The 25,213-nt window shown below is 47.6% G+C and carries 22 protein-coding genes and 1 pseudogene; 5 read left to right on the forward strand and 18 right to left on the reverse strand.

Annotated elements, in window-relative coordinates:
* Nucleotides 1–74: 74 nt before the first annotated feature.
* Both GCU44_RS13495 and GCU44_RS13500 read left to right on the forward strand, forming a co-directional pair.
* Nucleotides 75–1,223, forward strand: coding sequence for a DUF4221 family protein (locus tag GCU44_RS13495; RefSeq protein ID WP_154856864.1), 1,149 nt, complete (start codon nt 75–77; stop codon nt 1,221–1,223).
* A gap of 266 nt (nt 1,224–1,489) precedes the next feature.
* Entirely contained in the window at nt 1,490–3,178 is a 1,689-nt protein-coding gene (locus GCU44_RS13500) for a hypothetical protein (protein WP_154856865.1), read from the forward strand.
* 178 nt (nt 3,179–3,356) lie between these two features.
* On the opposite strand, the gene GCU44_RS13505 is transcribed toward GCU44_RS13500, so the two are convergent.
* The 10 genes from GCU44_RS13505 to GCU44_RS13550 all read right to left on the reverse strand — a co-directional run bounded on the left by GCU44_RS13505 (nt 3,357) and on the right by GCU44_RS13550 (nt 15,479).
* Nucleotides 3,357–3,803 carry a nuclear transport factor 2 family protein gene (locus tag GCU44_RS13505; protein ID WP_154856866.1) on the reverse strand — a complete coding sequence of 149 codons (447 nt, stop codon included), beginning with the start codon at nt 3,801–3,803 and terminating at the stop codon, nt 3,357–3,359.
* 351 nt (nt 3,804–4,154) lie between these two features.
* Entirely contained in the window at nt 4,155–5,075 is a 921-nt protein-coding gene (locus GCU44_RS13510; protein ID WP_154856867.1) for a hypothetical protein, read from the reverse strand.
* A 122-nt stretch (nt 5,076–5,197) separates the two neighbouring features.
* Entirely contained in the window at nt 5,198–7,240 is a 2,043-nt protein-coding gene (locus tag GCU44_RS13515) for an LruC domain-containing protein (protein ID WP_154856868.1), read from the reverse strand.
* A 222-nt stretch (nt 7,241–7,462) separates the two neighbouring features.
* Complete coding sequence (locus GCU44_RS13520) at nt 7,463–8,197, reverse strand: carbon-nitrogen hydrolase family protein (protein ID WP_154856869.1); 735 nt, start codon at nt 8,195–8,197, stop codon at nt 7,463–7,465.
* Nucleotides 8,198–8,706: 509 nt separating this feature from the next.
* On the reverse strand, nt 8,707–9,330 hold the full coding sequence (locus GCU44_RS13525; protein ID WP_154856870.1) for an HmuY family protein: 624 nt from the start codon (nt 9,328–9,330) through the stop codon (nt 8,707–8,709).
* A gap of 12 nt (nt 9,331–9,342) precedes the next feature.
* Entirely contained in the window at nt 9,343–11,658 is a 2,316-nt protein-coding gene (locus tag GCU44_RS13530) for a TonB-dependent receptor plug domain-containing protein (RefSeq protein WP_154856871.1), read from the reverse strand.
* 45 nt (nt 11,659–11,703) lie between these two features.
* Entirely contained in the window at nt 11,704–12,750 is a 1,047-nt protein-coding gene (locus tag GCU44_RS13535) for a hemin-degrading factor (protein ID WP_154856872.1), read from the reverse strand.
* A 2-nt stretch (nt 12,751–12,752) separates the two neighbouring features.
* Complete coding sequence (locus GCU44_RS13540; RefSeq protein WP_154856873.1) at nt 12,753–13,562, reverse strand: heme ABC transporter ATP-binding protein; 810 nt, start codon at nt 13,560–13,562, stop codon at nt 12,753–12,755.
* Between the two features lies 1 nt (nt 13,563).
* Complete coding sequence (locus GCU44_RS13545) at nt 13,564–14,625, reverse strand: FecCD family ABC transporter permease (protein WP_154856874.1); 1,062 nt, start codon at nt 14,623–14,625, stop codon at nt 13,564–13,566.
* A gap of 2 nt (nt 14,626–14,627) precedes the next feature.
* Nucleotides 14,628–15,479: a heme/hemin ABC transporter substrate-binding protein gene (locus GCU44_RS13550; protein ID WP_154856875.1), complete on the reverse strand. Its 852-nt coding sequence runs from the start codon at nt 15,477–15,479 to the stop codon at nt 14,628–14,630.
* A gap of 404 nt (nt 15,480–15,883) precedes the next feature.
* Here GCU44_RS13550 and GCU44_RS13555 point away from each other — a divergent pair, with 404 nt between their 5' ends.
* Nucleotides 15,884–16,117: a hypothetical protein gene (locus GCU44_RS13555; RefSeq protein ID WP_154856876.1), complete on the forward strand. Its 234-nt coding sequence runs from the start codon at nt 15,884–15,886 to the stop codon at nt 16,115–16,117.
* Between the two features lie 31 nt (nt 16,118–16,148).
* Here GCU44_RS13555 and GCU44_RS13560 read toward each other — a convergent pair whose 3' ends face one another.
* From GCU44_RS13560 to argS, 5 genes are all read right to left on the reverse strand, one after another.
* Complete coding sequence (locus GCU44_RS13560) at nt 16,149–16,505, reverse strand: translation initiation factor (RefSeq protein ID WP_154856877.1); 357 nt, start codon at nt 16,503–16,505, stop codon at nt 16,149–16,151.
* Nucleotides 16,506–16,514: 9 nt separating this feature from the next.
* Nucleotides 16,515–17,366, reverse strand: a complete 852-nt coding sequence (locus tag GCU44_RS13565; RefSeq protein ID WP_092169441.1) for a universal stress protein — start codon at nt 17,364–17,366, stop codon at nt 16,515–16,517.
* A gap of 81 nt (nt 17,367–17,447) precedes the next feature.
* Nucleotides 17,448–18,353 (reverse strand): 1,4-dihydroxy-2-naphthoate polyprenyltransferase, encoded by a 906-nt coding sequence (locus GCU44_RS13570; protein ID WP_154856878.1) that lies wholly within the window; start codon nt 18,351–18,353, stop codon nt 17,448–17,450.
* Between the two features lie 102 nt (nt 18,354–18,455).
* Nucleotides 18,456–19,061, reverse strand: coding sequence for a glutathione peroxidase (locus tag GCU44_RS13575; RefSeq protein WP_241684950.1), 606 nt, complete (start codon nt 19,059–19,061; stop codon nt 18,456–18,458).
* 2 nt (nt 19,062–19,063) lie between these two features.
* On the reverse strand, nt 19,064–20,854 hold the full coding sequence (argS, locus tag GCU44_RS13580; protein WP_154856879.1) for an arginine--tRNA ligase: 1,791 nt from the start codon (nt 20,852–20,854) through the stop codon (nt 19,064–19,066).
* Between the two features lie 137 nt (nt 20,855–20,991).
* Here argS and GCU44_RS13585 point away from each other — a divergent pair, with 137 nt between their 5' ends.
* Both GCU44_RS13585 and GCU44_RS13590 read left to right on the forward strand, forming a co-directional pair.
* On the forward strand, nt 20,992–21,603 hold the full coding sequence (locus tag GCU44_RS13585) for an alpha-ketoglutarate-dependent dioxygenase AlkB family protein (RefSeq protein WP_241684951.1): 612 nt from the start codon (nt 20,992–20,994) through the stop codon (nt 21,601–21,603).
* Between the two features lie 273 nt (nt 21,604–21,876).
* Nucleotides 21,877–22,209 (forward strand): hypothetical protein, encoded by a 333-nt coding sequence (locus GCU44_RS13590; protein ID WP_154856881.1) that lies wholly within the window; start codon nt 21,877–21,879, stop codon nt 22,207–22,209.
* A 61-nt stretch (nt 22,210–22,270) separates the two neighbouring features.
* Here GCU44_RS13590 and GCU44_RS13595 read toward each other — a convergent pair whose 3' ends face one another.
* From GCU44_RS13595 to GCU44_RS13605, 3 genes and pseudogenes are all read right to left on the reverse strand, one after another.
* The gene (locus GCU44_RS13595) at nt 22,271–23,002 is read right to left on the reverse strand and encodes an SDR family oxidoreductase (RefSeq protein ID WP_154856882.1); all 732 of its coding nucleotides are present in this window, start codon (nt 23,000–23,002) and stop codon (nt 22,271–22,273) included.
* 161 nt (nt 23,003–23,163) lie between these two features.
* Nucleotides 23,164–24,096 (reverse strand): annotated as a pseudogene (locus GCU44_RS13600) (DUF6807 family protein).
* A gap of 115 nt (nt 24,097–24,211) precedes the next feature.
* Nucleotides 24,212–25,180 carry a transketolase family protein gene (locus GCU44_RS13605; RefSeq protein ID WP_092169453.1) on the reverse strand — a complete coding sequence of 323 codons (969 nt, stop codon included), beginning with the start codon at nt 25,178–25,180 and terminating at the stop codon, nt 24,212–24,214.
* Nucleotides 25,181–25,213 lie beyond the last annotated feature (33 nt).

Below are 25,213 nucleotides of genomic sequence, written 5' to 3' on the forward strand. Positions count from 1 at the left end.
GATCGCAAAAAATTTACTATTAAACGAATAGATTAAGGAATAATTTACTAAATTGACTAGATAAATAGTATCTTATGCGCGTACTGATACTTGTAGCAGCCATGGTTGCAGGCCTGGTAGCCTGCAATAACCACCGAGGAAGGGAAAGTCCTTATTCGGCTACCCTTACTTTTTCCCTGGATACGGTCTATGTGGATCCAGGCGATGAAATTCTCTTTCTACGGGACAATCTGTTCGTTTCGGACCTTTCTCCGGACAAACGTTACCTAATTAATTTCAATCGATCGGAGCTCGTAGCCGAACGCATCGACCTGGACGCGCTGAAATTGGAAAAAAAGATCCAATTTGAGAAGGAAGGTCCGGAGCGCATGCCGGTTTATTTTTCCGGTTTTCGCATCAACTCCGAAGAGCAATTTCTGGTATGGTCCAATCAATCGTACGGCATTTACGACCAAAACGCCAAAAAAGTAAAAGACCTGGAATTGGAAAAAATTGCGGCAGATCTGCTGGGCGGCGGGGAAACCCTCCCCATGGGATTGTTCGAGGATCCGGATCAGCCCGGCCGCCTATTGGCAGTGATCATGCAGTGGAAGGAGGAGGATTATTTTGTATTGGATGTTGATTTGTCCACCCGCAGTTTTCAAAAAATAGCCTTGCCCGAATTGGCCCCGCTCAAAGACTACAGCATGGAAATCCTATATGACGGTCAGTTTATGGGGAGTTTTGGCGTAGGCGTATACCCAGTCGCTGGCAAGGACAAAATCATCCTAGCAAATAATTCCATCAATGAATCACTGGTTTTTGATACAAACACTGGTGGCATAAGGGTAGTCCGTTGGAATACGCCGCTTTTAGGTGAGCGCCGGGGCTACCTGCCGCCAGCGCAAGTGGAAGAAACTTCGGGAGCGAAAGAAGAAATCATAAAAAGATCCCGGGAGGATATTTTCTACGGCAGGTTGATATGGGACGATTCTCACGAACGGTTCTTTCGGTTTTCCATTAAGGAGCAATTCGGGCAGGAAAAAAACGAGTACGGTCAGTACACGCCTATGGGAGCAGAGGTGTGCCTCAGTATTTTTGACGAAAACCTGGACCTACTGGCAGAATCACTTGTGCCGGAACTAAAAGCGCCTCCAAAAAAACACTTTGTAAAGGACGGAAAGATTTGGATTTTTGAGAATATAGCGGACGAAATGGCATTTATTCGGTTAAACGTAGAGTAATTGGTTTCCTTTGCTGGGCTTTATTTTTCTCAAACTATTTTTTAAAATGCTTTTTAAATTATAATAAATGTATTTTTTTGCATAAAAATTGTTTTTTAAACTATTAAAAGAACAGCTATGAAAAGAAAATCCCCATGGATCAATGGGATCTGGTGCTCGTGTAGGAGATGGGAAAAAACCATGACACACAACGGTCGAATCCCCTGTTTTTAAGCAATTATTTTACTTCCATTCTTTATCAAATTTTAGTGCTAAATCTTTAAACTATGAAAAAGACAACACTTTTCCTTTGTCTAATGATGGCTCATTTACTTTTAGTTGGCCAACAACTTCCGGATAACACACAGGTTAAATGGGGGAATGAAATGAAGTTTACCAAGAAAATGACCTTATCCGAGGTCGCCGCTTCTGACGAAACCGGCTATTACCTGATCAAACGAAAATACGTTCAGGAGATCCGGGAATCGCAAAAGCTTCCGCACGTGGAAAAATACGATCAAAACCTGCAGTTCGTCAAAAGTGTGGACTTATCCAAATTGGATTTACCTGGCAAGCCCAGGTTTGAGCAGCTGCTTCACTGGAACCAACAGCTTTGGCTTTTTTATTCAACGGATCCCGGAAAAGGAGCGCAGGAAGGGCTGTACAGGGTAGCCCTGGATCCCGGCAGCCTTCGCCCAATTGGCAAAAGTTCGTTTGTTTTGGAGACGGGTGCCACCGGGGTAAAACCAGGAATCGGAGGGTTGGGAATCAGCTTAAAGGCCACTAAACCCCTCTTTCACTTCGACCTGGTACCCGAGCAGAATCGACTCCTGATCGTTCTCGACAATGGAACCCTGCAAAAAAATGAAAAACAGGTTCGTTTTTTGGTTTTGGATCAGGAGTTTAGCCCCGTTTGGAAGCGGGAGGAAACGCTACATGCCAGTTCCGATGAATTGGAAATCGTCAATACGCGTATTGACAGTAATGGAAATGCGCATCTGCTGAGTAAAAGCATGCCAGCCAGTAGTGGAATTGCTGCCATGTTTAAGCGGGAAAAGTATTTTTTCACCCTGGTAAGCATTACCGACAATGGAAAGCAGGCACTACACAAACAAATCGACTTGCGGGAAAACCAGGTCAATGCGGCTGCCATTCAGGTAAATCCCGACGGGCACCTGTACTTTGGTGGTTTTTATACGCATGAGGCCACCGCTACCAAGGGAAGCGGGGGCACGTACTTTTTGAAAATGGATGGTACTACCCAGACTGTCCTGGAACAACACATCGAACCCTTTGATGCGGCTTTTCTTACCCGTGGTCTTTCCGAAGGCAAGGCGAAACGAAAGTCCAGGAAAATGGATAGCGGCAAAAGCTCGGAGGATGTCTATTTCTCGTTGGACGATATCCTCATAAAAAGGGATGGGTCGGTGATTTTTTTGGGAGAGGACAGGCGAGAAACCAGGACAAGCACCACCAGTACTTCGCCGAATACGGGTGTTCAATCTACTGGGGTTAGGTTTCATTATACCTATGGTAGTATTGTAGTGGCTGAATTTGATCCCAATGGGGAAAGGAAGTGGGCACAAAAGCTTGTGAAAAATCAGCAATCTACGGATGATTTTGCCTTCTATTTTTCCTACTCCGTGTCGATGGTAAACGATAACCTGTATTTCGTTTTTAACGACAACGTGAATAATCTTGGCTACAGCGGACAGGGAAAAGTGGAGCGATTTTCGCCAAAAAGCTACAAAGAACACATGATGACCTTTGCAAAGCTGCACGGACAGGGAACCATCATCCGCAGCTCGCTTTCCATGAATAGGAACCGAAACCTCATGACCATCACCCCGGTAAACACGCAGACCGATGAGCACGAAATGGTGATATACGGGCAACATAAGAAGACTTACCGCCTCGCAAGGCTCGAATTTCCGCCCCAATATGTTGGCAGCAGCGTAGGAACGCACGTGGAATAAAGTGCACGATTTGCAAAGCAGTGAATAGAGAAAGGAACCGGGATCGGTTCCTTTCTCTATTCACTCCGAATCAAGATGAATTTAAGTGATCCAAATGCTTCCTTGTTTGTGGGCAATCGACCTTTTTACGCTGGTTTTTACGATCCAACGAAACAGATACAATCGTTTTTAAAAACGACTAATTTTCCCCGTATGCACTTGAAATCATGGCTGCCAATTTCCATTGTCCTTTTACCTTTCGGAGATTCCGGACCTCATAGGTTTTGCTTTCCCGATCGTCAAATTTCATCGTCTGCACGTAAACGACAAAGGCCTGATTTCCGGACACGGAAATGTCAAAATCCGAGGTTTCCAAGGTTGCCGGGATAGGCGTGGAATTGGCTTCCATGTCGGTTTTCATGTTATCACTCACATACTCCCAGCTACTGGACCGCAGGCCCATGTTGGTTACCAGAAAGGATATTTCCTCACTACCGTCCCAATGGGAGGCCCAGGCTGCGTAGTCACGGTTCATGTAGGCGGTGGTTTCAGCGGCGATTGCTTTCTTGATGGCAGCTTCCTCCCGTGCCTGGCCATAAAGAGTAAGAGCAAATAAAAGCAGAATAAGCGTAAATGAAATTTTCATCGGTATGTAGTTTTGATGGTTGAAATTGGATTTCGGTGTCTTTGATCAATGCTGCATGCAACGCTCCTTCACCTGAGTACTTCCTACCGGTAAAAGGCCGCGCCACTACTTCGATAAACCCCGGTGGAGATGCCGTACTCAGGCTGAAACTATCTCAGCCATTTGTACTGTGGATATCCACTTTTTTAAAATTGTATTGTATAAATATAGAATTTCTTCCAAATGAATGGTGAAAAAATGGCCGAATAGCCGGAAAAAATTTCCCAATGGTAGCGATTTCTTTCCAAGTGAATTCGTATCGCTCCTTTGGGGGGTTCTAAAAACAAGCAGCAGGCGTTTTGGGTAGAAAAGTTACTCCTCCATCTTTTCCAGGTTATCGATTTTTTCATAAAAGTTATGGATCAGCAGAATCAAGACCCCAAAGGAAATGGCTGCGACAACCAATATATTGTTTAAAATGCCTTCTGTGGAAAAGGAAAGCTTGATGAGAATGGTGGAAATAACAAAACCGGAATTTCGGATTACAGACCGGAAGCTCGAAGTATGGGTGTAGGAGATCAGGAGCAGTAACACGTCGCTTAAAATCAAAATGGTGAAGAACTCGTCAAAAAAGATATTGTTAATATCCTTGATGGACTCTACCTTAAGGGAAACATCAAAGAAGAGTTGGCTAAAGTAGTCGCCAAAACTGTATATTGCCAGAAAAAACAAGACTACGATTAAACCAATGGCTAGCTTCTTTTTGGTTTCGATGAATCGCTGCGTTTGTTCCTGTTGTGGCAATTTCCCCTGTTTTACGGCATTCCGCTTGCCATTTAAGTAGTAGAAAACGAAAATCAGGGTGAAGATGATCAGAGTAGCCCCAATATCGTAGGTAAATTGCAGGTCGTCTTTGCTGCTAAACCAGCTATTTTCCAGATCGAGCTGCGCGAGATCTTTGAACAGGCGGCGAATCAAGACGAGCAAAATGATTTCGTATTGTTTTCCGATGTAGTAGGTAATGGATTTTGGCAAAAAATACACCAATAAATAGACCTCGTAGACAAGAATGAACGAGAAGGGTGTGTAAATCGATGCGATGGGGTTGTCGAGTAAACCCGGTACATCCTCCGTTTTAATAATCCCAAGAGTGGATAGAATTATTAACGACAAGTGAACAATAAAGCCTGCCACGGCGATGCCAATAATGGCGTTTTCACTCCTTTCTTTCGTTTTCTCCGACAGTAGGGCACGGTAGGCATTGTTCCAGAAAATGGTTGTTTTTCCCGACATTCCATGTGTTTAGACAGTAAACTCGCTGGAAACCATAACGTTTAAAATTGGCTAAAAAACAAAAAAAGGTCTCTCCCCGGAAGGAAGAGACCACAGCTTATTTCGTGAACTCCGACGAGCAGTTATTTCGTATACAGTGCTTCCGCATTTACCTGTCCATCGGTAGGCAGGTACCAGTCGGAATAGTTTTGTCCACCGGATTTTGCCCAATCAGCAAACCGGCGATAGGCTTTGGTAAAATCCACTTTTTCCTGGGTGTAGGCAATGCTAGTTGGGACGTGTAAGGCCCAATTGAACCCTTTTTTGCTGACAAAATAGCGGCCTTCGTCGACTGAACTATTATCGTCTCCGGTACCCAGCCAATCTTTATTCATCAGATCTGTAGGTTGCTTGTTCATCAGGTGAACTTCCCTGTCCCTATCCTGGTCGATAATTAGGAAGGGGTTGTAGGGAGCAGCACCCAAATCCCCTTTGCGTACCGATTCTTTGAATACGATTTTTACCCGAATGGAATCTTCTGCATGGTGTGGGTTTTCCAGCGAAACATTTGCCATAAACGGCAGTACTTGATTCACATTGTCGGTTAGGATCACCGTTGCCAGGTCCTGACCCTGTTCCACGCCAGAGGACAAATTTTTGATTCCTCCCGTTGTCAATCTGTGTCCGTCTACCGACAGTACCTGATCGGACGAGACCGGTAGTTGAATGCCAAACCCGTTTTGAAATCCAGCACCGGTAGCTCGGATTACTGTAGTGAATTGGATTTCTTTGATGCGGTTTTTGGCATCCGAAACCTCGTTGACGGTGTAGTCTACGACCAGGTCATTCATGTCGTAGTCACCAAAACCAGGCCATAAATCTTCGAATAAAAGCGTCCCATAGGCGTCTTTTCCGGGAGAATAGTTATTGAATGCTCTTTCGGGATCCTCTGGGTATTCGTCTTGTTCGTCGCCGACGCCATCGCCATCGTTATCCTTTTCCTGCGTTTCTACAGGTGCATAGTCCGATACGTCCACGCTGGTAAGGGGATTCCAGGAAGCATAAAATACCACATCGTTGAAGTCGTGATCGCATCCTTTCAAATCTCGTCGGATATCTTCCCATCCCATCAATAAGACTTGTTGGGAGGCATCGTGCAGAAACACCATTTGTTCCCGGTTTGCTTCTTCGCTGTTTTCGGTATTCAGGTTTTTATCCGCGTAAAAAATACCGTTGCCGTTAGAAAGTCCATTTCGTTGCCAACCGTTTGAGATCAAAAACCAACCGATGTAGGTACCTTTACCAAAGGCTCCGTCGAGCGGTCCCCGCAACTTTACTTTGTCTCCAGATTTTATGACACCTGCCTGTACATTTGGAAAAATAATCGTTTGGTTTTTGATTTCGGAAGCAGTTTTCGGCGCTTCTCCTTCTTTGTACCAATAGTATCCAATCGCATTTCGAAAACCGCCGCCCACATGTACGTACGTCACCCATACTTCGGCATCTTCGTTCACGTACAACTCTTTCTTGAATTTATTGTCCAACAACTTGGAATTGTGATCCCGGACATCTTTTTGTTCGGGTAAACTTGCGTTGATGTTTTTCAACAATTCAACGGGTATCCGGTCCGGTTCCAGCAAATAGTCGGGTGTTCCTTTATCATCCCAGGAACCCAGGGTCATGAATTCTTCGTTTACGGTAGCCACGCGTCCGTTGGCAGCGGTTTCATTGGTTACGAACGAATCGTAATACGCGTCGGGAAGAAGCCCTGGATTGGCAGCATCAAAGCTGTAGTTTAGCTGTGTTCCTGTCACGGGTACAATAGCCACCGGCGATACGCCGACAAAAGCAGAAGTTACCCATACTTCCTCCAGATAGGTAGGTAGATCGATTGTGCTCCTGGCAGTACCGGTCTCATCCAAGCGCACCGTTTGCAGGAGCTTCCCGTCTTGGTTAGGGTTTTCGTCGTAAATCCGATACACCACGTTTGGAATTGGACTATTGTCCCCGGCAACCGCGGAAAAGTTCAATTCCACCGATTGCGTTGTGCTAAAATCAAATCCGGCCGGAATTGTTAAACCTTCGATGCCTTCTTGATTTACTGGATTCGGCATTTCGTTTTCGGGATCACAGGCGCCCAGTGCGGCCAGGGTCCCGAGGAGTAGTAATAAGCTGTTCTTTTTCATTTGTATACTGTTTAAAAAGGTTCTTCAAATTTTATAGGTCAAAGATACCCGTCAGGACATTTCACTTGTGAAATAATCGTTAAAAATGGTTTCTCCAGGGTTTAAACCGCTATTTGTGGGGGTAAACCGTTTTGCAATTTCTCTTTTTTTTGAAACCAGACCCGGATCTCTGCATGAGCTGTGCCTTGTTTTGGCGTACGAAGTGAATGTATTTGCCGTCAATCAATGGACCATGGGCTGGGTTTGTACTTCTTCGGTCTCCGTATCGTAAACGAGAATTCCTTCTTCTTCTTCCGGCAATTGTCCGGCAAGCTTCCCTGTTTTAGTCCAGACAGCGCTCGCACCGGCACTTTCAAAGCCGCTACAGCTGCCCACACTATTGGCCATCAGTACTGCCATGGAATAGGTTCGGGCAACCCAGGAATAGTGATTCGCCGCAGTTGCTACGACCGCTTCCTTTTTGGCAACACTTGCCAGGTACAAGTCGGCACCCTGCGTAAATGCCTGCTTTGCATGGCTGGGAAGGAGACTTTCGTAACAGATAGCCGGACAAATACGTAGACCCCCTGCACGTAAAAAAACCTGTTTGGTACCCGGTTCGAAATAGGGGAATTCATCCGGGTGTAGTACCTGCTTGGAATAACAGCGTCGAGGTGCCTGAGGCTGGTAAAAAAAGGTACTGATGCCTACACCGGTAGCTGTTTTCTCCGGAACGCCAATACCAATGACAAGTTGTTGCCGGTTACTGAGTTCTTGGAATCGGTCCAACCGTTTATCGTCTCTTTCCATGGCAAGTTTTTTTGCCTGTTTTGGGTCATAGCCCATCAACGATAACTCCGGAAATACCAGTAAGTCGGCATTCAATTTACAAGCCGTGTAAATAAACCGCTCGTGGTGCACCAGCGAGACGGGAAAATTACCAGCAATGGTTTTGATTTGAGCTATGGCTATCTTCATCTTCGAAAAAAATCCCTAACGTACACAATCCGAGTCCCTTTTGATAAAATAGTGGAGTCTCCAATAAAAAAGTAGACCCGATGCGAAAGTAGCAAAAATGTTGTAAAATAAAAAATATTTGCCCGACTGAAAAATACCCCCCTCCGCATGGGTCCGGAAGGGGGCGGGGTGAAAAAATATAATTCCGGAAAACAATTAAAACAATCGGGATACCCCCATGCCGATCCTGTCGACACAAGGTTGATTACCTAGGTTAACTTCGACTCATACCTAAATTGACGTTTTCAAATATAGTAAAGTCTTGTGAAGTATGCACCGTATCACAGGCATCTCGGTAAGTAAAACGTACCAGTTCTCAGCTTAATTTCCGACCCGCAACGAATCAAACGAAAGGGGTGAAATCTTGCGGGATTAATCTCGTGCTGAAAGATAGCAATTGAGGCGTATCGCCGGGCGATAGAAAACCTCAAATCTGCTCTCAGGAGCAGACTTGAGGTCGTACCGAAAAATCAAAAATCAAGGGATCCGTTCGGCTGAAGCAAAAACCGAAAGGTGTAGTAAGGACTGGGTGTGGTCCGGGGATCCACTTCCGCCAGTGGGGGATTGTCCTGGTAGTAGGAAAGAATTTCCACCTTGGCGTAGTTGCCTTTGTTCGTGCGGACCAGCACTATCCGGCCTGGAATAGGACTGATAATGTGGCTGCTGGGGTTGTAATTGTACCAACCATTACCGGATCCAGTGGGTATGGCCATGCCGTCTTCCCCATCACGCTTAAAATCTGCAGCCGATGGGACACTGGTAATTTCGTCAAAGGTGCCCGTAACTACCGATGCCTGTGCCGTACCGGGTCCACTGCTACCGCTGTTCACGATAATGGTCGTTCCTTTGAATCCAATGTCCCAGTCGCCTTGTTCGCTATCCACGACCCGGTTGTCTTCCAGACTGAAGTAGCGAAACGGGCGTACTTCTGTAATGACCCCGGTACTTCGGTCCATCAGGTCACCCGGAGCATGGAGGTTTTCGACCATTACCGCTTGAAGCGTAATTTCCGGCTCCTCTACTTCGGTTTCTCCACAACTCGTACTCAAAGCAAGCAAAAGGATGCCTGCATACAGTGTATTCCATTTGTTCATTGTAATAGGTATTTATTTTGTTTTTACTAGTTGATGAAAAGGTACTTTTGCTCCCACAAACAGCGTTCTCCCGGGATTGGTGGGATCGTATCGGTTGAGTTGATTCAATAGATTAAATCCTCCCGTCTCCAGCAATAGGCCATTGCGGAAGGCTTTGCTGAGGCTAAGGTTCCAACTCGTTAATGCCCGCGCGTATTCCGCAGGATCGTCGAGAATAAGGTTGCCATTCACATCGCCAAACCCAAACGCCCCCCGGTGAATGGCACGAAGGGCCAGGTTGATGCCGGAAAGGGGCTCCTGGTAGCTGATTTTCAGGTTACCGCTGTGGCGACTTCGGTTGAATAAGCCTCCGTAATCACTGCGACCCACCCGTCGGGTTCGGTTATCTGCGTCCCGACGAAATAACTCTCCGGAGTCGATTTGTTCCAAAACATCCAAATCGTTGGCATCCAAATACATATATCCTGCGGATACCTGTAGATTTTTTGTTAGGCGCCAAGTCCAATCCAGCTCGATTCCCCGCGTACGAACGCGAGAAACGTTGAAATAGGAGAAGGCATTTTGACCGGACGTCAGTCTGGCGAAAGGAGCCGTCTCAATCAGGTTGGAAATGTTGTTTTGGAAGAAATTTCCCTGAAAGAGCAGGTCGTTGGAAAGTTTCCAGCGAAAACCGGTGTTGATTGCCAGGGAGCTTTCTGCTTGCAACGCGCCAAATTGAGAGGGGTCCAGCAGTACCTGCTGTACCAGTCCTTGCGATTGAAGCCGTTCGATGCCTTCTTGCACCAGATTCGCCCCAAAAACGTAATATCCTGCGGAAGCGTTGTTGAAATTAAGCAATAGCTGCCGGAAATCGGGGGCTTTAAATCCAGCCCCAAGTGACGCTTGCCAGCTAAATTTTTCGCTGAATTTGTACATCCCCGAGATTTTCGGACTGATTCTTTCTCCGTATTGACTGTGCAAGTCACCTCGTACACCGGTAACAATGTTCCATCTGTCCGTTGGATCCCATTGATGCTGAAGAAACAAATAGCCGGCATCAAAGCGGTTTAGGTCCTCGTAGCGCGTTGCGTCAACCGTCTCTAGGAGCTGTCCCATCCCCAACGTTAGCAAGTGATTGTTTCCCAATTGACGGTCCAATTGAAACTCCGTACGGTGGTATCGCTGTTGAAAATCCTGTGCATCCACCACGAAACCGTCTTCTTGCATCTCCGTCAGCGAATGCGTTTCGAACAAGGACGTCATGCTCCGAAGCGTCAATTGCCAGTGCTCGTTGGGCCGGTAGATTACCGTGGGATTGAGGTTGACATCCCGTCGTTCGGAGCTCATGTCGGCCAGTCGACCCGCCCCGTTTTCAATGAGTTGCAGGACATTATCCGAATCTTCCCGATACATTCGGGAATAGAGTCTGAACTCCCATCTACCGGACTTCTTCCCTAGCTTAACCTGCCCGGTCGTGGCCTGAAAGGGTGCCTGTGTATTTCCCGGAACATCGGGGTTCAGGTCAAATCCATCCGTACGGAAACGGTTGAGGTAGGCCTGAACCGACCAGTCGTTTTGATTAAAGCTCGTCTCCGCACTCAGATCCATGGTGGAAAAAGAGCGGTACCTGGATTCCAGGGATGCAGCAAACCGCTCGCCGTTAGTTTTGGTAATGATATTGATCACGCCGGCCATGGCTTCGCTTCCATAGATGGCACTGGACGGGCCACGGAGAACCTCGATCCGCTCGATGTTTGTCACCGAAATTCGATCCAAATCAAAGGTTCCGGCGGTTCTACCGATCAGGGGTTCACCATCCAGAAGTATCAGGATGTATTCGGAAGATAGCCCCTGCATCTGTAGCCCGGCACCGTGGTCGCTGACTACCTGAAGGCCCGTTTGCTCCCGCAACACTTCCGATAGGCGCATGCCACCGGTTTCTTGAATTTGTTCCCGGGAAATGACCGTTACCGGCATGGGTAAATCTTCCACGCTGCGGTCGGTACGCGTGGCGGCGACGACGACTTCACCCATTTGCCCAATCTTTTCTGTCAAGCGCAAACTACTCAATTCGCTTATTTCCCTGACCCGAATCTGCCGTGCATCAAATCCCATCGCAAAGACCTCGATCAACTGGTCGGCTTCCAGGTTATCCGGCAGTTCAAAAGATCCCGTACTATCTACGGGAACGACCTTGTCCGGCCCGATTTTTACATAGGCATGCGGAATGGGATTACCTGCCTGATCGCGGATGCAAATCGGATCGGAAGCAAGGGTGAGGAACGGAAAGAGAAAGCAGCCCAAAAGCCAGCGGGTAAAGCTATTTTTATTAAGATTGATTCTACACATAGAGGCAAAATTTTTCCCGATGGCCGGCGGACCACCGGGAAAGTATTAAAGTTGGTCGATCAACTGTTTCCATTGTTCTTTCTGCGGAAGGCCTGGCTTCCGGAGCCCAAAAAACTGGGCAATCATCTCCCCGTCTGCATCAAATAGCTCCAGGGAAGATACCAACCCATCGTCGGTATTTTTATGCACCACCCAGGCCGAGTCGATGCAGGACTCGTCCAGGTGCATGTTGAAGTCCGGATCCATCACATTCAGCCAGTTTCCCATTTGCCGGATGGTACGTACTTTTCCCTGATGGATTTGAATGTTCCCTTTGTTTCCCACAAAGATCATGATGGGCAATTTTTCTGCGGAAGCCACGTCCAAAATTTTCCTAACCGATAGACGATCCACTGGGTAGGCCCATTTTTTACCGATCCATTTGATAGCGTCTAGCCGGTGGATATTGTATTTGCGGAGCATACCGAAGAAATCATGGGTATCTTTCATGTTTTCCCAGTCCCGCACAAAAGCTTCCTGATCCACGGAAGTAGCGTGGGTTTCTTTCTCGAAAGCCTGCACCTGAATCCCCTCTAGCGTCTCCTCGCTCCGGTAAGCGCGAATCAAATTATCGTAGGCATCCTGGTTACTTTTTTCCTGAAGGTATATTTTTAGCACAGCCTCGCCGGACTGGTCAAAAAACTGAAGGCTACGCATGACTCCCCTCGGCGTGTCGGTGGCCACGGCAAAGCCGTATTTCCACTTACCAAAAAACACCCGCTGCTCGATGGGTCCGATTACCGTAGCGATTTGATGGGGAGCGGTGCCGTGGATGGAGATTTTTTGAAAATTACCTTTGTGTTCCAGAACACAGCCGTCGTTTCTGGTCAAGGCCATCACTTTTCCCAACTCCCTGCAGGAAAGGAGGATATTCGCCCAATCGGCTTTCAATCGGATGGGGGCCGGGTTATTCGTAGTCAGCAATAGTTCAAGTTCGGACACCTGAAGGATGCGTGCGGCGTCTCGTATTCTCGTTTTCGGCTGCGTTGATCGTAGTTCCTCCCAGGCCTTTTTTAATGCAGTCCCGGCGGAATGTTTCAGAGTAGTTTCCATAATTAAGCGAGTTTATACGTATAATTCGTAGGGGAAGTAGCAGCTGATGGCAGGCTGCTGATATAAATCGGTGCGCCGGGGCCGTTCGTCTGAACAGACAAGGGGTAGTCAAACACTCCTTGCAGGTTTTCCGGAGTCATTACCTTTCGTACCGTACCCTGCTGTAGTACCCGGCCTTGTTTGAGGAGCAGGGCCTTATCGGCATAATTTGCCGCAAGGTTCAAATCGTGGAGTATGGCCAAAATGCCAATATTCCGCTCTTTGAGTTGCCCGATGATTTGCATGATGTGGTGCTGTTGGGCGATATCCATACTGGAAGTCGGTTCATCCAGAAGCAAGTACCGGGGAATGGCCTTGATTTCCCATATCTGTGCCAATACCCGTGCCAGCTGCACCCGCTGCTTTTCACCTCCGGATAAGTTGCCATACAACTGATCTTTCAGGTGCCAGGTTTGGGTAGCCGACATGACCTCTTTTTCGATGGTTTTTGGGTTATTGGGCCGGCTGTACATCAGGCCAAGCGATACGACTTCCTTAGCCTGAAAGGGAAAGGTAAGCGTACTGTGCTGTGGCATGACCGCCCGCAAGGAGGCCAGCTGCCTGGTTTTCATTCCTTTTATTGGCTGCCCATTGTAGGTAATCCGACCCTGATTGCAGGATAGTTCGCCGGATAGCAGCCGGAAAAGCGTCGATTTTCCTGCACCATTTGGGCCGAGAATGGCTGTCAGTTCTCCGGGAAGCACCTGAATGCTTGCCCGGTTCACGATGGGCCGGCTTCCGATATGGTACTGAATGTGTTGCGCGTCTAACATATCAACTGTTGAGTTTTTTTACATGTAGGATGAGCCAGATAAAGAACGGAGAGCCAAGGATTGCGGTAATGATCCCGATGGGCAATTCTGCGGGCATGACCACTGTCCGGGCAAGCAAATCCGCTCCATTGAGCAGGAATGCGCCCAGAAGAAATGCTCCGGGAAGGACCAGGCGGTGGTCGGCGCCAAAAGACAGCCGCAAAAGGTGGGGCACAATTAGCCCCACAAACCCAATGGTACCCGTCATCGACACCCCTACACCCACCACCAGCGCACTCATAAATAGCACGATGTATTTTACGCGCTGTACGTCCACTCCCATGTGAAAGGCTTCGTTTTCTCCGATTGCCAGGGCATTGAGGTTTCGGAACTGATTGATAATTAGCAGGGCGGGAAACAAGATCAGGATAAAGGCTATTTTTACCTTGTCCCAATTCGCTCCGCCCACATCTCCCAGGCTCCAGAAGGTGAAATTTCGCAGGGAGGCCTCGTCTGCATAGAAAATGGCCAAACCAATTAGTGCGCCCGACAGTGCAGTCAAGGCGACGCCCGCCAATATGAGCAGGGAAATATCCGTTTTTCCTCCCTGATTGGCCATTTTGTAGACCAGCATTACGTTGATCAAGCCGCCAATAAAGGCAACCAAAGGCAGGCTGAAGCTTCCAAATATCCGTCCAAGCCAGGGGAAAGAGGAGCCGAAAACGATAAAAATGACCGCAAACAAGGCACCCCCGCTGCTTACGCCGATGAGTCCGGGCTCTACCAGGGGGTTTCTGAAAAGGCCTTGCAACGCCGCTCCGGATACCCCCAAACCACCACCGACCAGAATGGCCAGCAAGATTCTGGGTAAGCGGATTTGCCACAGCACGTTGGCCTCTTGTTCGGTGAAGGTTCCCGAATCAATGCCCAACTGGCTCAACAAAATGGAAACGGCATGGCCAAAAGGGATGGGAAACGCACCAATGGTGATCGAAAGCAGCCCAAGCAATACAAGTCCGATTCCCAGAACAGCCAGTACGAGGGACTGCTGAGCGGTTTTTGAATAACTCAGGTTTTGAATCATGGTTAGTTGCGGTTTACACTTTTGGCCAGTTCCAATGCTGCTTTGGCTACCCGCGGACCAAATCCGGACAGGTAGAGCCCGTCAAAGGCAAGGATTCCATTTTGGTTGTAGGCGATGGTTTGTTCGACGCCACGGATGTTTTTTACGGCTTCCTTTCCACCAAGCGAGCGCAGGCTTGATTCGAAGAACAGCAGGTATTCCGGATTCATGGACACCAGTGCTTCCGGGGTAAGCGGGATGAAATCGCTAAAGCCCTTACCAACCGATTCGATGGCCGCCATTTGCAGCAAGGACTCGGCGAAGGTGTCCTCTCCGGCTACAAAGACGTTTTCCAGGCCACGGGCCATGACAAAAGCCATTTTCGGTTTTTTTGAAAGACCGGCTGTATAAGCATCCAAGGCTTCTATGTCTTTATCCAGCTGTATGGTAAGTGCCTTTCCTTTTTCAGGAACTTTCAGAAAATTTGCCAATTCCCGAATGATTCGGTAGGTGCCGGAAACGTCGGTGGGTTTGTCAAACTGGTGTATTTCCAATCCAGCCGATTTGAGCTGGGCGACCACGTCTGGATTGAGGTAGCCAGTTTCTATTAAAAGCAGGTCCGGTCCCAGTGCCAAAATACCTTCGGCTTTGATTTGATTGCGGTAGCCGATGGAGGGCAATTGCTGCATGGAGGCGGGGTAGGTGGATGTAATATCCGTGGCGATAATCGTGGATCCAAAACCAAGTTCGTACACGATTTCTGTGATGGTACCTCCCGCAGTGATAATGGATGTTTTGTCGGATTGAAATGCCTGTACATGCGCTGAAAGAAGCAGCGCAATCAGCAGCATGGGTAGCAACAGCGGTTTCTTCATTTATTTAGATCAATTTTAAATACAGGTACAAATATTAATCTATTTGGATTAAATCCAAATTAATTTTAATTGAAAATTTCTATCGGGTAACAGATTTGATTGACAATCAATTAACTCTGAATCCGATAGATTTTAGCAATTGTGAGCGGGAAGGAAAGTAGGGCTGCGTTTGCTTTTGCGGGTGCAGTTTTGAAGTTCTGAAAAGTTTATAGGATTGCATTCACTGGTCCAGATGGCGAGGCTGGCATACGAGCTACGCCCGAAACAGGGGGATTAATAGCATACCTGGTTGCGCGATTGCTAAAGAAAAAAGGTTTTAGAGCACCTACCAATTAGGTCGCTAATCAGACTGGAACCTGTTTGCAGTTGCCTCACTGGAGATAGGATAATTTGAAAAAGCCTTTATGAAAGGTTCGGAACACTACCTGGAGTACTTTCGAAAGATAGCTTGTACAGAAGCATTGAGTAAGGGAGGGTTTTACTGTGACTATTCCGTCAAAAGATCTATTCGGGGAGGCGTGACGGGGGACAGGCTTGAATCCATGATGCGCCAATTTGGAACAGGCATCTCAACCCTCGAAAATGGAAGGTTCGCGAAAAGCGAGGGCTTTTGGATGTTGGTGGAGATTAAGGATTAATCAGGGGAGGACCAAAAAAAAATCCGGTCGCTTAGCCACCGGATTTCTTTGCCTTATAGCCTTCCTGCTTCAGGTACTCCAGGATTTTGTCCCGGTGATCCCCCTGAATCAGGATCTCACCCTCTTTGGTATTTCCGCCTACGCCGCATTTGGTCTTTAACGTCTTTCCCAGCGCTTTCAAATCTTCCTCTTGCCCCACAAAGCCTGTTACCAAGGTTACCTGCTTGCCTCCCCTGGATTTTTTATCCAGTTGGATGCGCAGGTTTTGCTGTTGGGGCGGTAGGGTTTCCTCGGACGACCCCTCTCCGTCCTCGTAAGCAAATGAATCAGAGGTAGAATACACTACCCCATCTCGCTTTTTCCAGTCGTTCTCTTTTTTCCTACCCATAGGTATCCTTTATTTCTTAAACCGCATGGTCCAAACGGGCCGCTTGGCGCTGTTGACCACGTCTTCTGCGATGCTACCGCTTAGCAGATGCATGAAGCCAGTACGCCCATGGGTGGCCATGGCGATGATGTCCGCATCCACCTCATCCGCAAACTCGATGATTCCTTCCTCTTCCGTATCTCCGTTGTAGATGTCAATCTGCACGTTTTCCAGGTCATTTTCTTTAATAAATGCCTTGATTTTTTCCAGCGAGGTTTTTGATTTTTCGAATGAATTGGGTGTATTCACTTTAACAAGTCGGATTTTGGCTCTCAGGAGTTCCTGAAGGTCTTTCAATTCCTTGATTACTTTTTTGCTATCCTCGCCAAAGTCACTCGCAAAAACGATGGTCTTCAATTGATCTGCTTTTACCGGTGCCTTTACGGTGATTACCGGACACTTGGAAAGCCGAACCACCTTTTCTGTATTGGAGCCGATCAGCAACTCTTCCAATCCGCTGGAACCTTTGGAGCCCATGATGACAAGGTCTGCCTTGATTTCGGTGATTTCACTGGATATCCCGGCATAGGGATTGCCATACGATATCGTGGTGCTGAAATCGTAGGATTTTACGGCATGGGCCTCTTCCAGTTCTTTAAATTGCTTCTTACGCTTTTCGACTAAATCTACCATGTAGATCTTGTCGATGAAATTCTCTTCCATATTCACCTCTCCCATGGTATTGAAATGCTGGGTTGTCGGTATTTCGATCACGTGAACCAATTTCAGTTTGCAGGAGGCTTTGGCTGCGATATCTTGTGCCAACTGGAAGGCATTTTCTGCTTCTTCAGAAAAATCAAACGGTACTAGGATGCTTTTCATAGGTGTTTTGCCGAATTAATAGTTTACATGCAGTTAAACTACAAAAATCTACAGAAATTAAATAAGGAATTGGCCAATTGTTTAAAAAATCATCCAGCCCAGGCCAAAAAGCAGCACGCAAAGAAAGGTACCCAATGCCATGACCTTTAAGTAGGGGTCGAGCTTTTCCGGCGTCTCTACCTTGCTTACCGCCCAGCCGGTACGCAGTACCACAGGTGCCGCAAGGATGTATAAAAAAGCCCCATAAGCTTGTTCTACCAATACGTAGGCCAACAGTAAACCCAGGGCGAGGAGTAAAAGCAACCAATGATACCGGGCCGCATCCTGCTTGCCGATCCGTACCGGAATGGACCTTTTACCAGCTTTCTTGTCAGATTCAATATCCCGTATGTTGTTTATATTCAATACGCCGGTACTTAACAGGCCCACCGCGGAAGCAGGTAGCCAAAGGGATGCGTCAAAAGAAAGGGTGTGCAGGTAATAGGTGCCCATGACGCCAACCCATCCAAAGAAGAGGAATACCGCCAGGTCCCCCAGGCCGGCATAGCCATAGGGTCTGCTACCGGAAGTATAGGTAATGGCAGCAAAAATTGCCAGCAATCCCAGGGCAAGGAATAGAAAAAACAAATAGGCAGTTTCCAGCGCCACTGCGAGAAGCGCAAGCCCACTGACCAGTGAGAGCAAGGAAAACAACACCATGGCTTTTTTCATGGAAGACGCACTGATGGCACCGGATTGTACTGCACGCTGCGGACCCTTTCGTTCATCGTGGTCTGCGCCATGTATGCTGTCACCGTAATCATTGGCCAGGTTAGACAGAACCTGGAGGAGTGTCGTGGTGAGCGCAGCCAAGGCAAAAACTGACCACCGAAACGCCCCATCCTGAAAGGCGATGACGGTGCCCATTACGATGCTGGAAAGGGCTAGCGGGAGAGTTCTTAGCCGGAATGCATGAATCCAGGCCTTTCTGGTAGATGTTAGCGACAAAGCAAAAAGTCAAATTTAATGGAACAGGATAGGTACAAAGAAGCCTTTCGCATGGGCGAAAGGCATTCTCTTGTACAAGCACTTATTCGCGTCAAAGCGCGGTTAGGATTTGATCAACTTAATAATCTCCTCGTCCATGGGCTTTACAGAAGAGGGGAAAAATTTAACCAAATCGCCTTTTTCATTAACGAAATACTTACAGAAGTTCCACGATGGCTCGGTGCTGTTCCAACCGTTTAAGTTTTTGTCGGAAAGCCACCGGTACAACGGATGCTTGTCTACGCCTTTCACAGATATCTTTTCAAAGATGGGAAAGGACACCCCGTAATTTTCGGTACAAAATGTTTTGATGTCTTCATTCGTACCCGGCTCCTGACCGCCAAAATTATTTGCCGGAAAGGCCAGGATGGTTAAATCGTCCTTATAGGCCTCGTACAGTTCCTGCAATTCGGCATACTGTGGGGTGTAGCCACACTTGGAGGCAACGTTTACGATCAATAGTTTTTTTCCTTTGTATTGGGAAAAATCCACCGGGTTTCCATCAATGTCATTCAGGATAAATTCATAGAAATCGGCGGGTGCTTTCATAGGGCTGTGCGTTAAGGTTGATTCTAACCGGTTGTCGTCGGTAGAACTACTGGTTTGACTTACGTGGGATACTTGAGCGGCAAGCATCCCAATAACGAGAAGGTAAGTAAAGGTGTTCATAGTTACATTTTTTGGGGTACATCTATTCTCAATAACTTCATGCCGGAGCCAATTGTTTTGGCAACCTCAGCGGATAAGGCCACCCGAAATGCCTGCACTTCAGCTTTGGTCTCGCTAAATATAGGAAGTTCTGCATAAAAGCGGTTGTATTCTTTTGCCAAATCAAATAAATATTGTGCAATTACAGCCGGAGACAGTTCCTCCGCCGCCATTGCTACCTTTTTTTCATAATCAGCCAGCTGTACAATCACTACCCGTTCCGTCGCCTCCAACCCGGTATAGGACCGATACCGATCACAGGAATAGTCCAACTCAATTTGCGCAGCTTTTCGCAGGATCGCTGCAATGCGTGCATGGGTATATTGAATAAACGGACCGGTATTTCCTTGAAATTCAATGGATTCCTGTGGATTAAACAGCATCCGCTTTTTGGGGTCTACTTTTAGCAGAAAATATTTCAAGGCTCCCATACCCAGCATGCGGTACAATTCCTCCGCTTCTTCCTCACTAAACCCTTCAATTTTTCCCAGTTCCTGCGTGTGTTGCCGTGCCGTTTGCACCATTTCCTGAATCAAATCGTCCGCATCCACCACGGTACCCTCCCGGGATTTCATTTTTCCAGAGGGCAGGTCTACCATGCCGTAAGAGAGGTGATAGAGACCCGAACCGTAGGGCCGGCCCAGTTTACGTAAGATGGAAAACAGCACCTCGAAATGGTAATCCTGCTCGTTTCCTACCACATAGACGGATTTTTCGATGCCGTGGTCTTTGTATTTGAGGTCTGCCGTACCCATGTCCTGCGTCATGTAGACGGAAGTTCCATCCGCCCGAAGAACCAGTTTTTCATCCAATCCTTCGCTGCTCAAATCGGCCCATACCGAGCCGTTTTCCTTTTTGAAAAACACGCCTTTTTCAAGTCCCTCCCGCACAATATCCTTTCCGAGCAAGTAGGTGTCGGATTCGTAATAGTATTGATCAAAAGTAACGCCCAGGCTGCGGTACGTTTCTTCAAAACCTTGATACACCCAATTGTTGAGCTTTTTCCATAATTCCACGGTGTGGGGCTCGTTTGCTTCCCACTTTACCAGCATTTCCTGGGCTTCCTTCATCCAGGCGGCTTCCTTTTTGGCCTGCTCTACCGGCATTCCTCCCGCCTGCAACGCTTGCATTTGTTTTTTGTATTCCTTATCGAAAAGCACGTAGTAGTGCCCAACCAGGTGATCTCCCTTCATACCGGAACTTTCCGGACTGGCTCCATTTCCCAATTTTTCGTACGCCACCATGGACTTGCAAATATGAATGCCCCGGTCATTGACCAAATTGGCTTTCACCACCTCGTACCCGTAGGCTTCCAATATAGCCGCAATAGAAAACCCCAGGAAATTGTTCCGCAAATGCCCCAGGTGAAGGGGTTTGTTGGTATTTGGAGAACTAAACTCCACCATGACCTTTTTCCCATTTGGCGGAAAGGTACCGTGGTCCGGAAGCAGGGAAAGCTCTCGGAATCGCTCAAGCCAGTAGGGAGGGGAGAGGCTCAGGTTCAGAAATCCTTTTACCACATTAAAATCCGCCAAGTCGGGCAGGTTTTTCAGCAAATACGTACCAATTTTTTCCCCGCTTGCCTCCGGGGACGCTTTGGTGACTTTCAAATACGGAAACAACACAAAGGTATATTCTCCACTAAACTCTTTTCGGGTAGCTTGCAAGGAAAGGGTTTTTGCATCCAGGTGGTGGTCAAATAGCTCCTGAAAAGCTTGAGCAATGGTTTCTGTGAGTTGCTGTTGTATATCCATAGTGTTCGGTACGCCTTCAATATCATGAGGCGCAAATATAAGGCTTTCCCCTCAAACGGAGTAAGGCCGCCTGGGTTTATCTTTCCGTTTCGCACTACCTATTCAAGGTGAAAAATCCCAAACGTTTTTGTTCCAGAATGAGTTATCTACCAAAATTATCCGTACCGATGCACCGAAATTTATTGCCCCAGGATGGGGAAATGTACGTGTTTGATCATTTTTTTGCGCCAGAGATAGCCGATCGGTACCTCAGGCAGCTAAAGAAAATGCCCGGTTGGAAGCAGGAGCCTATACGGATTTTTGGTAAAGAGGTATTGCAGCCTCGGTTGACTGCTTTTTGTGGCATCAATGACACCGCCTACGCCTATTCCGGCATTCGGATGCATCCCCAACCGATGACCGACGAATTGCTAGCCATATTGGATGAAATAGAGCAGTTTTCGCAACTATCGTTTACACATGTATTGCTCAATTGGTATCGAAACGGATCCGACAGCATGGGCTGGCACCGTGACAACGAGGCTTCACTCGGTAAGGATCCGGCGATCGCTTCGGTAAGTTTTGGTGAACCCAGGAAATTTCAGGTCCGACGCAAAAAAAATCCAAAGGAAAAGTTTTCCCTGATCCTTCCGCACGGCAGTCTGCTACTGATGAAAGGTTCCATGCAGACGCACTGGGAGCATTCCCTTCCGAAAACCAAGGTTTCGACCGGTGATCGGATTAATTTAACGTTTCGAAAGATTTTTTAACCGCTGATCAAAAACATCTCATTTAGGTATATTTGTTTACAGTTTGGGGCGATTGGTTCACACGTTTTTTCCAAGCCACCGGAAATCGCCGGAATATCGGTGGCGCCTGTTTTCAACAAATTCCTCTTTTCCATCGAGATAGACGACTTTTATGTCGTATTAATTACCTGTATAGTTATTTGGCATAACAGTTGAATAAAGATAATTGAAAATAATATATAAAAAGTATTGTTTTCGACCAACTATTAGTTAACACCATAAACCAATGTACGTATGAAAAAGGTCATGTTATCCCTTGCGGCCCTGAGCGTATTCGCCATTGCCGGGATCAATGCCACAACGCTTCCTGGAGAAGCAACTGTCTTGGTACAGGAAACTACGAAAATTGATCCGGAAAGTCTTCCAGAAAAAGTGAAAGAAGCCATCGAAACGGACGATGCTGTCAGTTTACTGACCATTAAAGAGGCGCACCAGAAGATGGAGGAGGGGCAGGTAGTGTACCAGGTTATCTTTGAAAGCAGCAACCCAGGCGAAGAAGTAAAGAAAATGTACGATGCCGCTGGTAAAGAAGTAGCGCAACAGAAGGCGGTAGAACCCATCCGCTAAACCCATTTTTTCATTGACTTAACCAACGTAAAAGCAATGGTCGCTGACCATTGCTTTTTTGTTAGGCAGGTGAGAATCCGGAAATCGCTACGACGCTGCCATTTTCCATCCGATGGGTTCCAGTGGCAAGTTGCAGGAAAGGGCATTCGGATTCCGTAAAAGCCTCCGGTAAGCTACCCCAGGCATTGTCGCCAGGGTTTTGCTTGCCTGCGTCGTTTTGGCGAAAAAGCACACCGTGCGCAAGAATCCCTTTATCACGGTACCTGTTTGCAAAAAAAGCTGTGAGAATCCGAACGGATTGGAGGTGCTTCTTATGAATTTCTTTTTCAGGCAAGTAGCCCGGCCCTGCAATAAAATGTTGGTTATTAATTATTTTGCCGCCGGTTTTAAAGAAAGGTATTAGCGACTCTGTCAACTCCTGAAAGGAATACATTTTTAGGGAAGATACTTCCTGAAGTTTCTTCCACAACGCAACCGGGACGCCTTCCGCTGGAATGGTAGGGGCCAGGGAGTTGTTGATAAGGAAATCAATTTTTCCAAACTTGCTGTGGACCCGGGAAGCCACCTCCTGACAAAAACCCGGTTGAAGCAGATCACCTGTTACCAGTTCACAGTGTCGATTTTCCTGCTCAACCGCCCGTTTGTTTTTTAAACAATCGGCATTCTTTTCCGACGCACATAGCAATACATCCGCTCCATTTTGGGCGAATTTCCTTGAAAGGACGCCGGCGAATTGGGATTCTCCCCGTGTGATAAGGACTACCCGGTTCTTTAGCCGTTGCTGTGTTTTCATCGGTCGGTTAGGTTGGAGACAAACAAACGTATGCGAATTGTGTACCAAGTTTTAATTTTGGTCCAGCGATCTTGCATGGAAGGGGCAGTGGGAGGAAAACCATGGGTCCCGAATGGAGGGATTGTATCATTAGCAAGGCAACGCGAAAGCAGCAGAAGTATTTATTGATTTCTAAAAATACGGTACTGATCAATAATCTCTTGTCGTCCGATTCCCCGGTGCACCAGCAGCTGGTTCCGGAACCGTAGGGGGTTTTTCGCGTCGAGAAGTATGGGCTCTTTTCCAGGAAAGGCCAGGTTTTGCATGCTGTTTTTGGCCCGTAAAATCCACCCCTGGTAAGCGGGAAGTTCATCCGGTTCGCCCATAATTACGGTACCGGGATCGTTCGGTCCCGCGGCGGTCAGGTTGATCCAAGGCCCGGCGGCTATGGGAAGTTCCTGAGACATTACTTTCCCGTCTTCGTCATAAAAACCGGGAGTATCTCCAAGCCGTATGCGCGGGGAAAAGCCTCCATAGCCCTTTGGATCTTCCGATCCACCCAGTCGAATGCCTTTCATCAAGTGCTTTAATTCAATATCAAAGGCGAGTTTGTAGGCCGATGAAGAAACGCGCTGGTAGGTAACGCTCAACTATTCTTCGATCAGGTTTTTCTTAATGGCTCCGGTCCCCTTCCAAATAATCGTTGCTTCCAGACTGGCGGAACCATTGGGGTTTACCGCTGTTTTTACTTTTTTCACCTCCCAGACAATGTTTTCACAAATCCAGGGGTCTGCCGCCCGCTGCTCGTTTACCCAGAGCTGATGCCAGGTCCAAAATATTCCGCGGTGATGGGGATGGTCTGCCGGAAAATCCTCCGTGATGACCTCTCCATCGGTGTTGTACAGGGGGTGGATGTAGTTGGCGCGTGGATACATGCCATCTTTACTTTTCGTAGCCGTTTGGTAAAAATACCGGGGCTGGCCATCCTCCAACAGCATCCAGCCGTCTGCCTGTTCCTCGAACATCAATTGTTGTCCGATCGACTGAAACGGATTTTGCAGCAAAAAGACAACAAAACAAGCAAATTTGATACGAAGTAAGAGCGGTGTAGGCATTTGTATGGCTTAGGCGTTAAAAATACGGGATTGCCGGGAATTAACCTAGTGGATCTTTAACCACAAAAGCCGAAAAAATGTCTTTTTTCGGCTTTTGTAGTAATAATTCTATGTCCTATTTCCTTGAAATGGCCTTTTTCGCTGCTTTCACGATATTTTCCGCATTCAATCCGTATTTTTCCAACAGGTCCACGGGCTTTCCGGATTCACCGAAGGAATCGTCTACGCCAATGAATTCCTGTGGAACGGGGTGGTTTCGAACCAGCGTCTGAGCGATGCTGTCTCCCAATCCACCGTTAAATTGGTGTTCCTCGGCAGTAACCACACAGCCGGTCTTGGCAACGGATGCCAGGACAGCTTCTGTGTCCAGGGGCTTGATGGTGTGGATATTGATGAGCTCCACGGAGATGCCTTCCTCGCGTAGCATCGCTTCCGCCACTACGGCTTCCCAAACCAGGTGTCCGGTAGCAAATAGGGTGACATCCGATCCTTCGATCATCTTCCAGGCTTTTCCGATTTCGAAGGGCTGGTCTGCAGGCGTAAAGATGGGCCAGCTAGGCCTGCCAAAACGCAGATAAACCGGTCCCTCGTGGTCGGCAATGGCGATAGTCGCTGCCTTGGTCTGGTTGTAATCGCAGGGATTGATCACCGTCATGTTGGGCAACATCTTCATCATGCCCAGGTCTTCCAGGATTTGGTGCGTGGCACCGTCCTCGCCCAGGGTAAGGCCGGCGTGGGAGGCGCATATTTTTACGTTTTTCTCCGAATAGGCGATGGATTGGCGAATCTGATCGTAGACCCGACCGGTGGAGAAATTGGCGAAGGTTCCGGTGTAGGGGATTTTACCCCCGATGGTCAGTCCCGCTGCCATGCCCATCATATTGGCCTCGGAGATGCCCACCTGAAAAAAGCGATCGGGAAATTCCTTCTGAAAGGCGCCCATCTTCAGGGAGCCGATAAGGTCGGCGCAAAGGCCAACCACGTTTTTGTTTTTCTTGCCTACCTCTAGAAAGCCGTCTCCGAAACCGGAGCGGGTATCTTTTTTTTCCGTGTAGGTATATTTGGTATCGAGTGTCTTTTCCATTCTTTTACTGAAATTTATCGTAGCTGTCCGGGA

It is taken from the genome of Cyclobacterium xiamenense (genome assembly GCF_009467825.1).
Taxonomy (GTDB): domain Bacteria; phylum Bacteroidota; class Bacteroidia; order Cytophagales; family Cyclobacteriaceae; genus Cyclobacterium; species Cyclobacterium xiamenense.

Bases quoted from the DNA above. Each gene is read 5' to 3' on its own strand.
- GCU44_RS13575 (WP_241684950.1), bottom strand. From the start codon at position 19,061: ATGAACACCTTTACTTACCTTCTCGTTATTGGGATGCTTGCCGCTCAA.
- GCU44_RS13555 (WP_154856876.1), top strand. From the start codon at position 15,884: ATGAAAGGTTCGGAACACTACCTGGAGTACTTTCGAAAGATAGCTTGT.
- GCU44_RS13510 (WP_154856867.1), bottom strand. From the start codon at position 5,075: ATGTCGGGAAAAACAACCATTTTCTGGAACAATGCCTACCGTGCCCTA.
- GCU44_RS13585 (WP_241684951.1), top strand. From the start codon at position 20,992: ATGAGTTATCTACCAAAATTATCCGTACCGATGCACCGAAATTTATTG.
- GCU44_RS13535 (WP_154856872.1), bottom strand. From the start codon at position 12,750: ATGGAAACTACTCTGAAACATTCCGCCGGGACTGCATTAAAAAAGGCC.
- GCU44_RS13545 (WP_154856874.1), bottom strand. From the start codon at position 14,625: ATGATTCAAAACCTGAGTTATTCAAAAACCGCTCAGCAGTCCCTCGTA.
- GCU44_RS13565 (WP_092169441.1), bottom strand. From the start codon at position 17,366: ATGAAAAGCATCCTAGTACCGTTTGATTTTTCTGAAGAAGCAGAAAAT.
- GCU44_RS13500 (WP_154856865.1), top strand. From the start codon at position 1,490: ATGAAAAAGACAACACTTTTCCTTTGTCTAATGATGGCTCATTTACTT.
- GCU44_RS13515 (WP_154856868.1), bottom strand. From the start codon at position 7,240: ATGAAAAAGAACAGCTTATTACTACTCCTCGGGACCCTGGCCGCACTG.
- GCU44_RS13530 (WP_154856871.1), bottom strand. From the start codon at position 11,658: ATGTGTAGAATCAATCTTAATAAAAATAGCTTTACCCGCTGGCTTTTG.
- GCU44_RS13520 (WP_154856869.1), bottom strand. From the start codon at position 8,197: ATGAAGATAGCCATAGCTCAAATCAAAACCATTGCTGGTAATTTTCCC.
- GCU44_RS13560 (WP_154856877.1), bottom strand. From the start codon at position 16,505: ATGGGTAGGAAAAAAGAGAACGACTGGAAAAAGCGAGATGGGGTAGTG.
- GCU44_RS13605 (WP_092169453.1), bottom strand. From the start codon at position 25,180: ATGGAAAAGACACTCGATACCAAATATACCTACACGGAAAAAAAAGAT.
- GCU44_RS13525 (WP_154856870.1), bottom strand. From the start codon at position 9,330: ATGAACAAATGGAATACACTGTATGCAGGCATCCTTTTGCTTGCTTTG.
- GCU44_RS13550 (WP_154856875.1), bottom strand. From the start codon at position 15,479: ATGAAGAAACCGCTGTTGCTACCCATGCTGCTGATTGCGCTGCTTCTT.
- GCU44_RS13540 (WP_154856873.1), bottom strand. From the start codon at position 13,562: ATGTTAGACGCGCAACACATTCAGTACCATATCGGAAGCCGGCCCATC.
- GCU44_RS13590 (WP_154856881.1), top strand. From the start codon at position 21,877: ATGAAAAAGGTCATGTTATCCCTTGCGGCCCTGAGCGTATTCGCCATT.
- GCU44_RS13495 (WP_154856864.1), top strand. From the start codon at position 75: ATGCGCGTACTGATACTTGTAGCAGCCATGGTTGCAGGCCTGGTAGCC.
- argS (WP_154856879.1), bottom strand. From the start codon at position 20,854: ATGGATATACAACAGCAACTCACAGAAACCATTGCTCAAGCTTTTCAG.
- GCU44_RS13505 (WP_154856866.1), bottom strand. From the start codon at position 3,803: ATGAAAATTTCATTTACGCTTATTCTGCTTTTATTTGCTCTTACTCTT.
- GCU44_RS13595 (WP_154856882.1), bottom strand. From the start codon at position 23,002: ATGAAAACACAGCAACGGCTAAAGAACCGGGTAGTCCTTATCACACGG.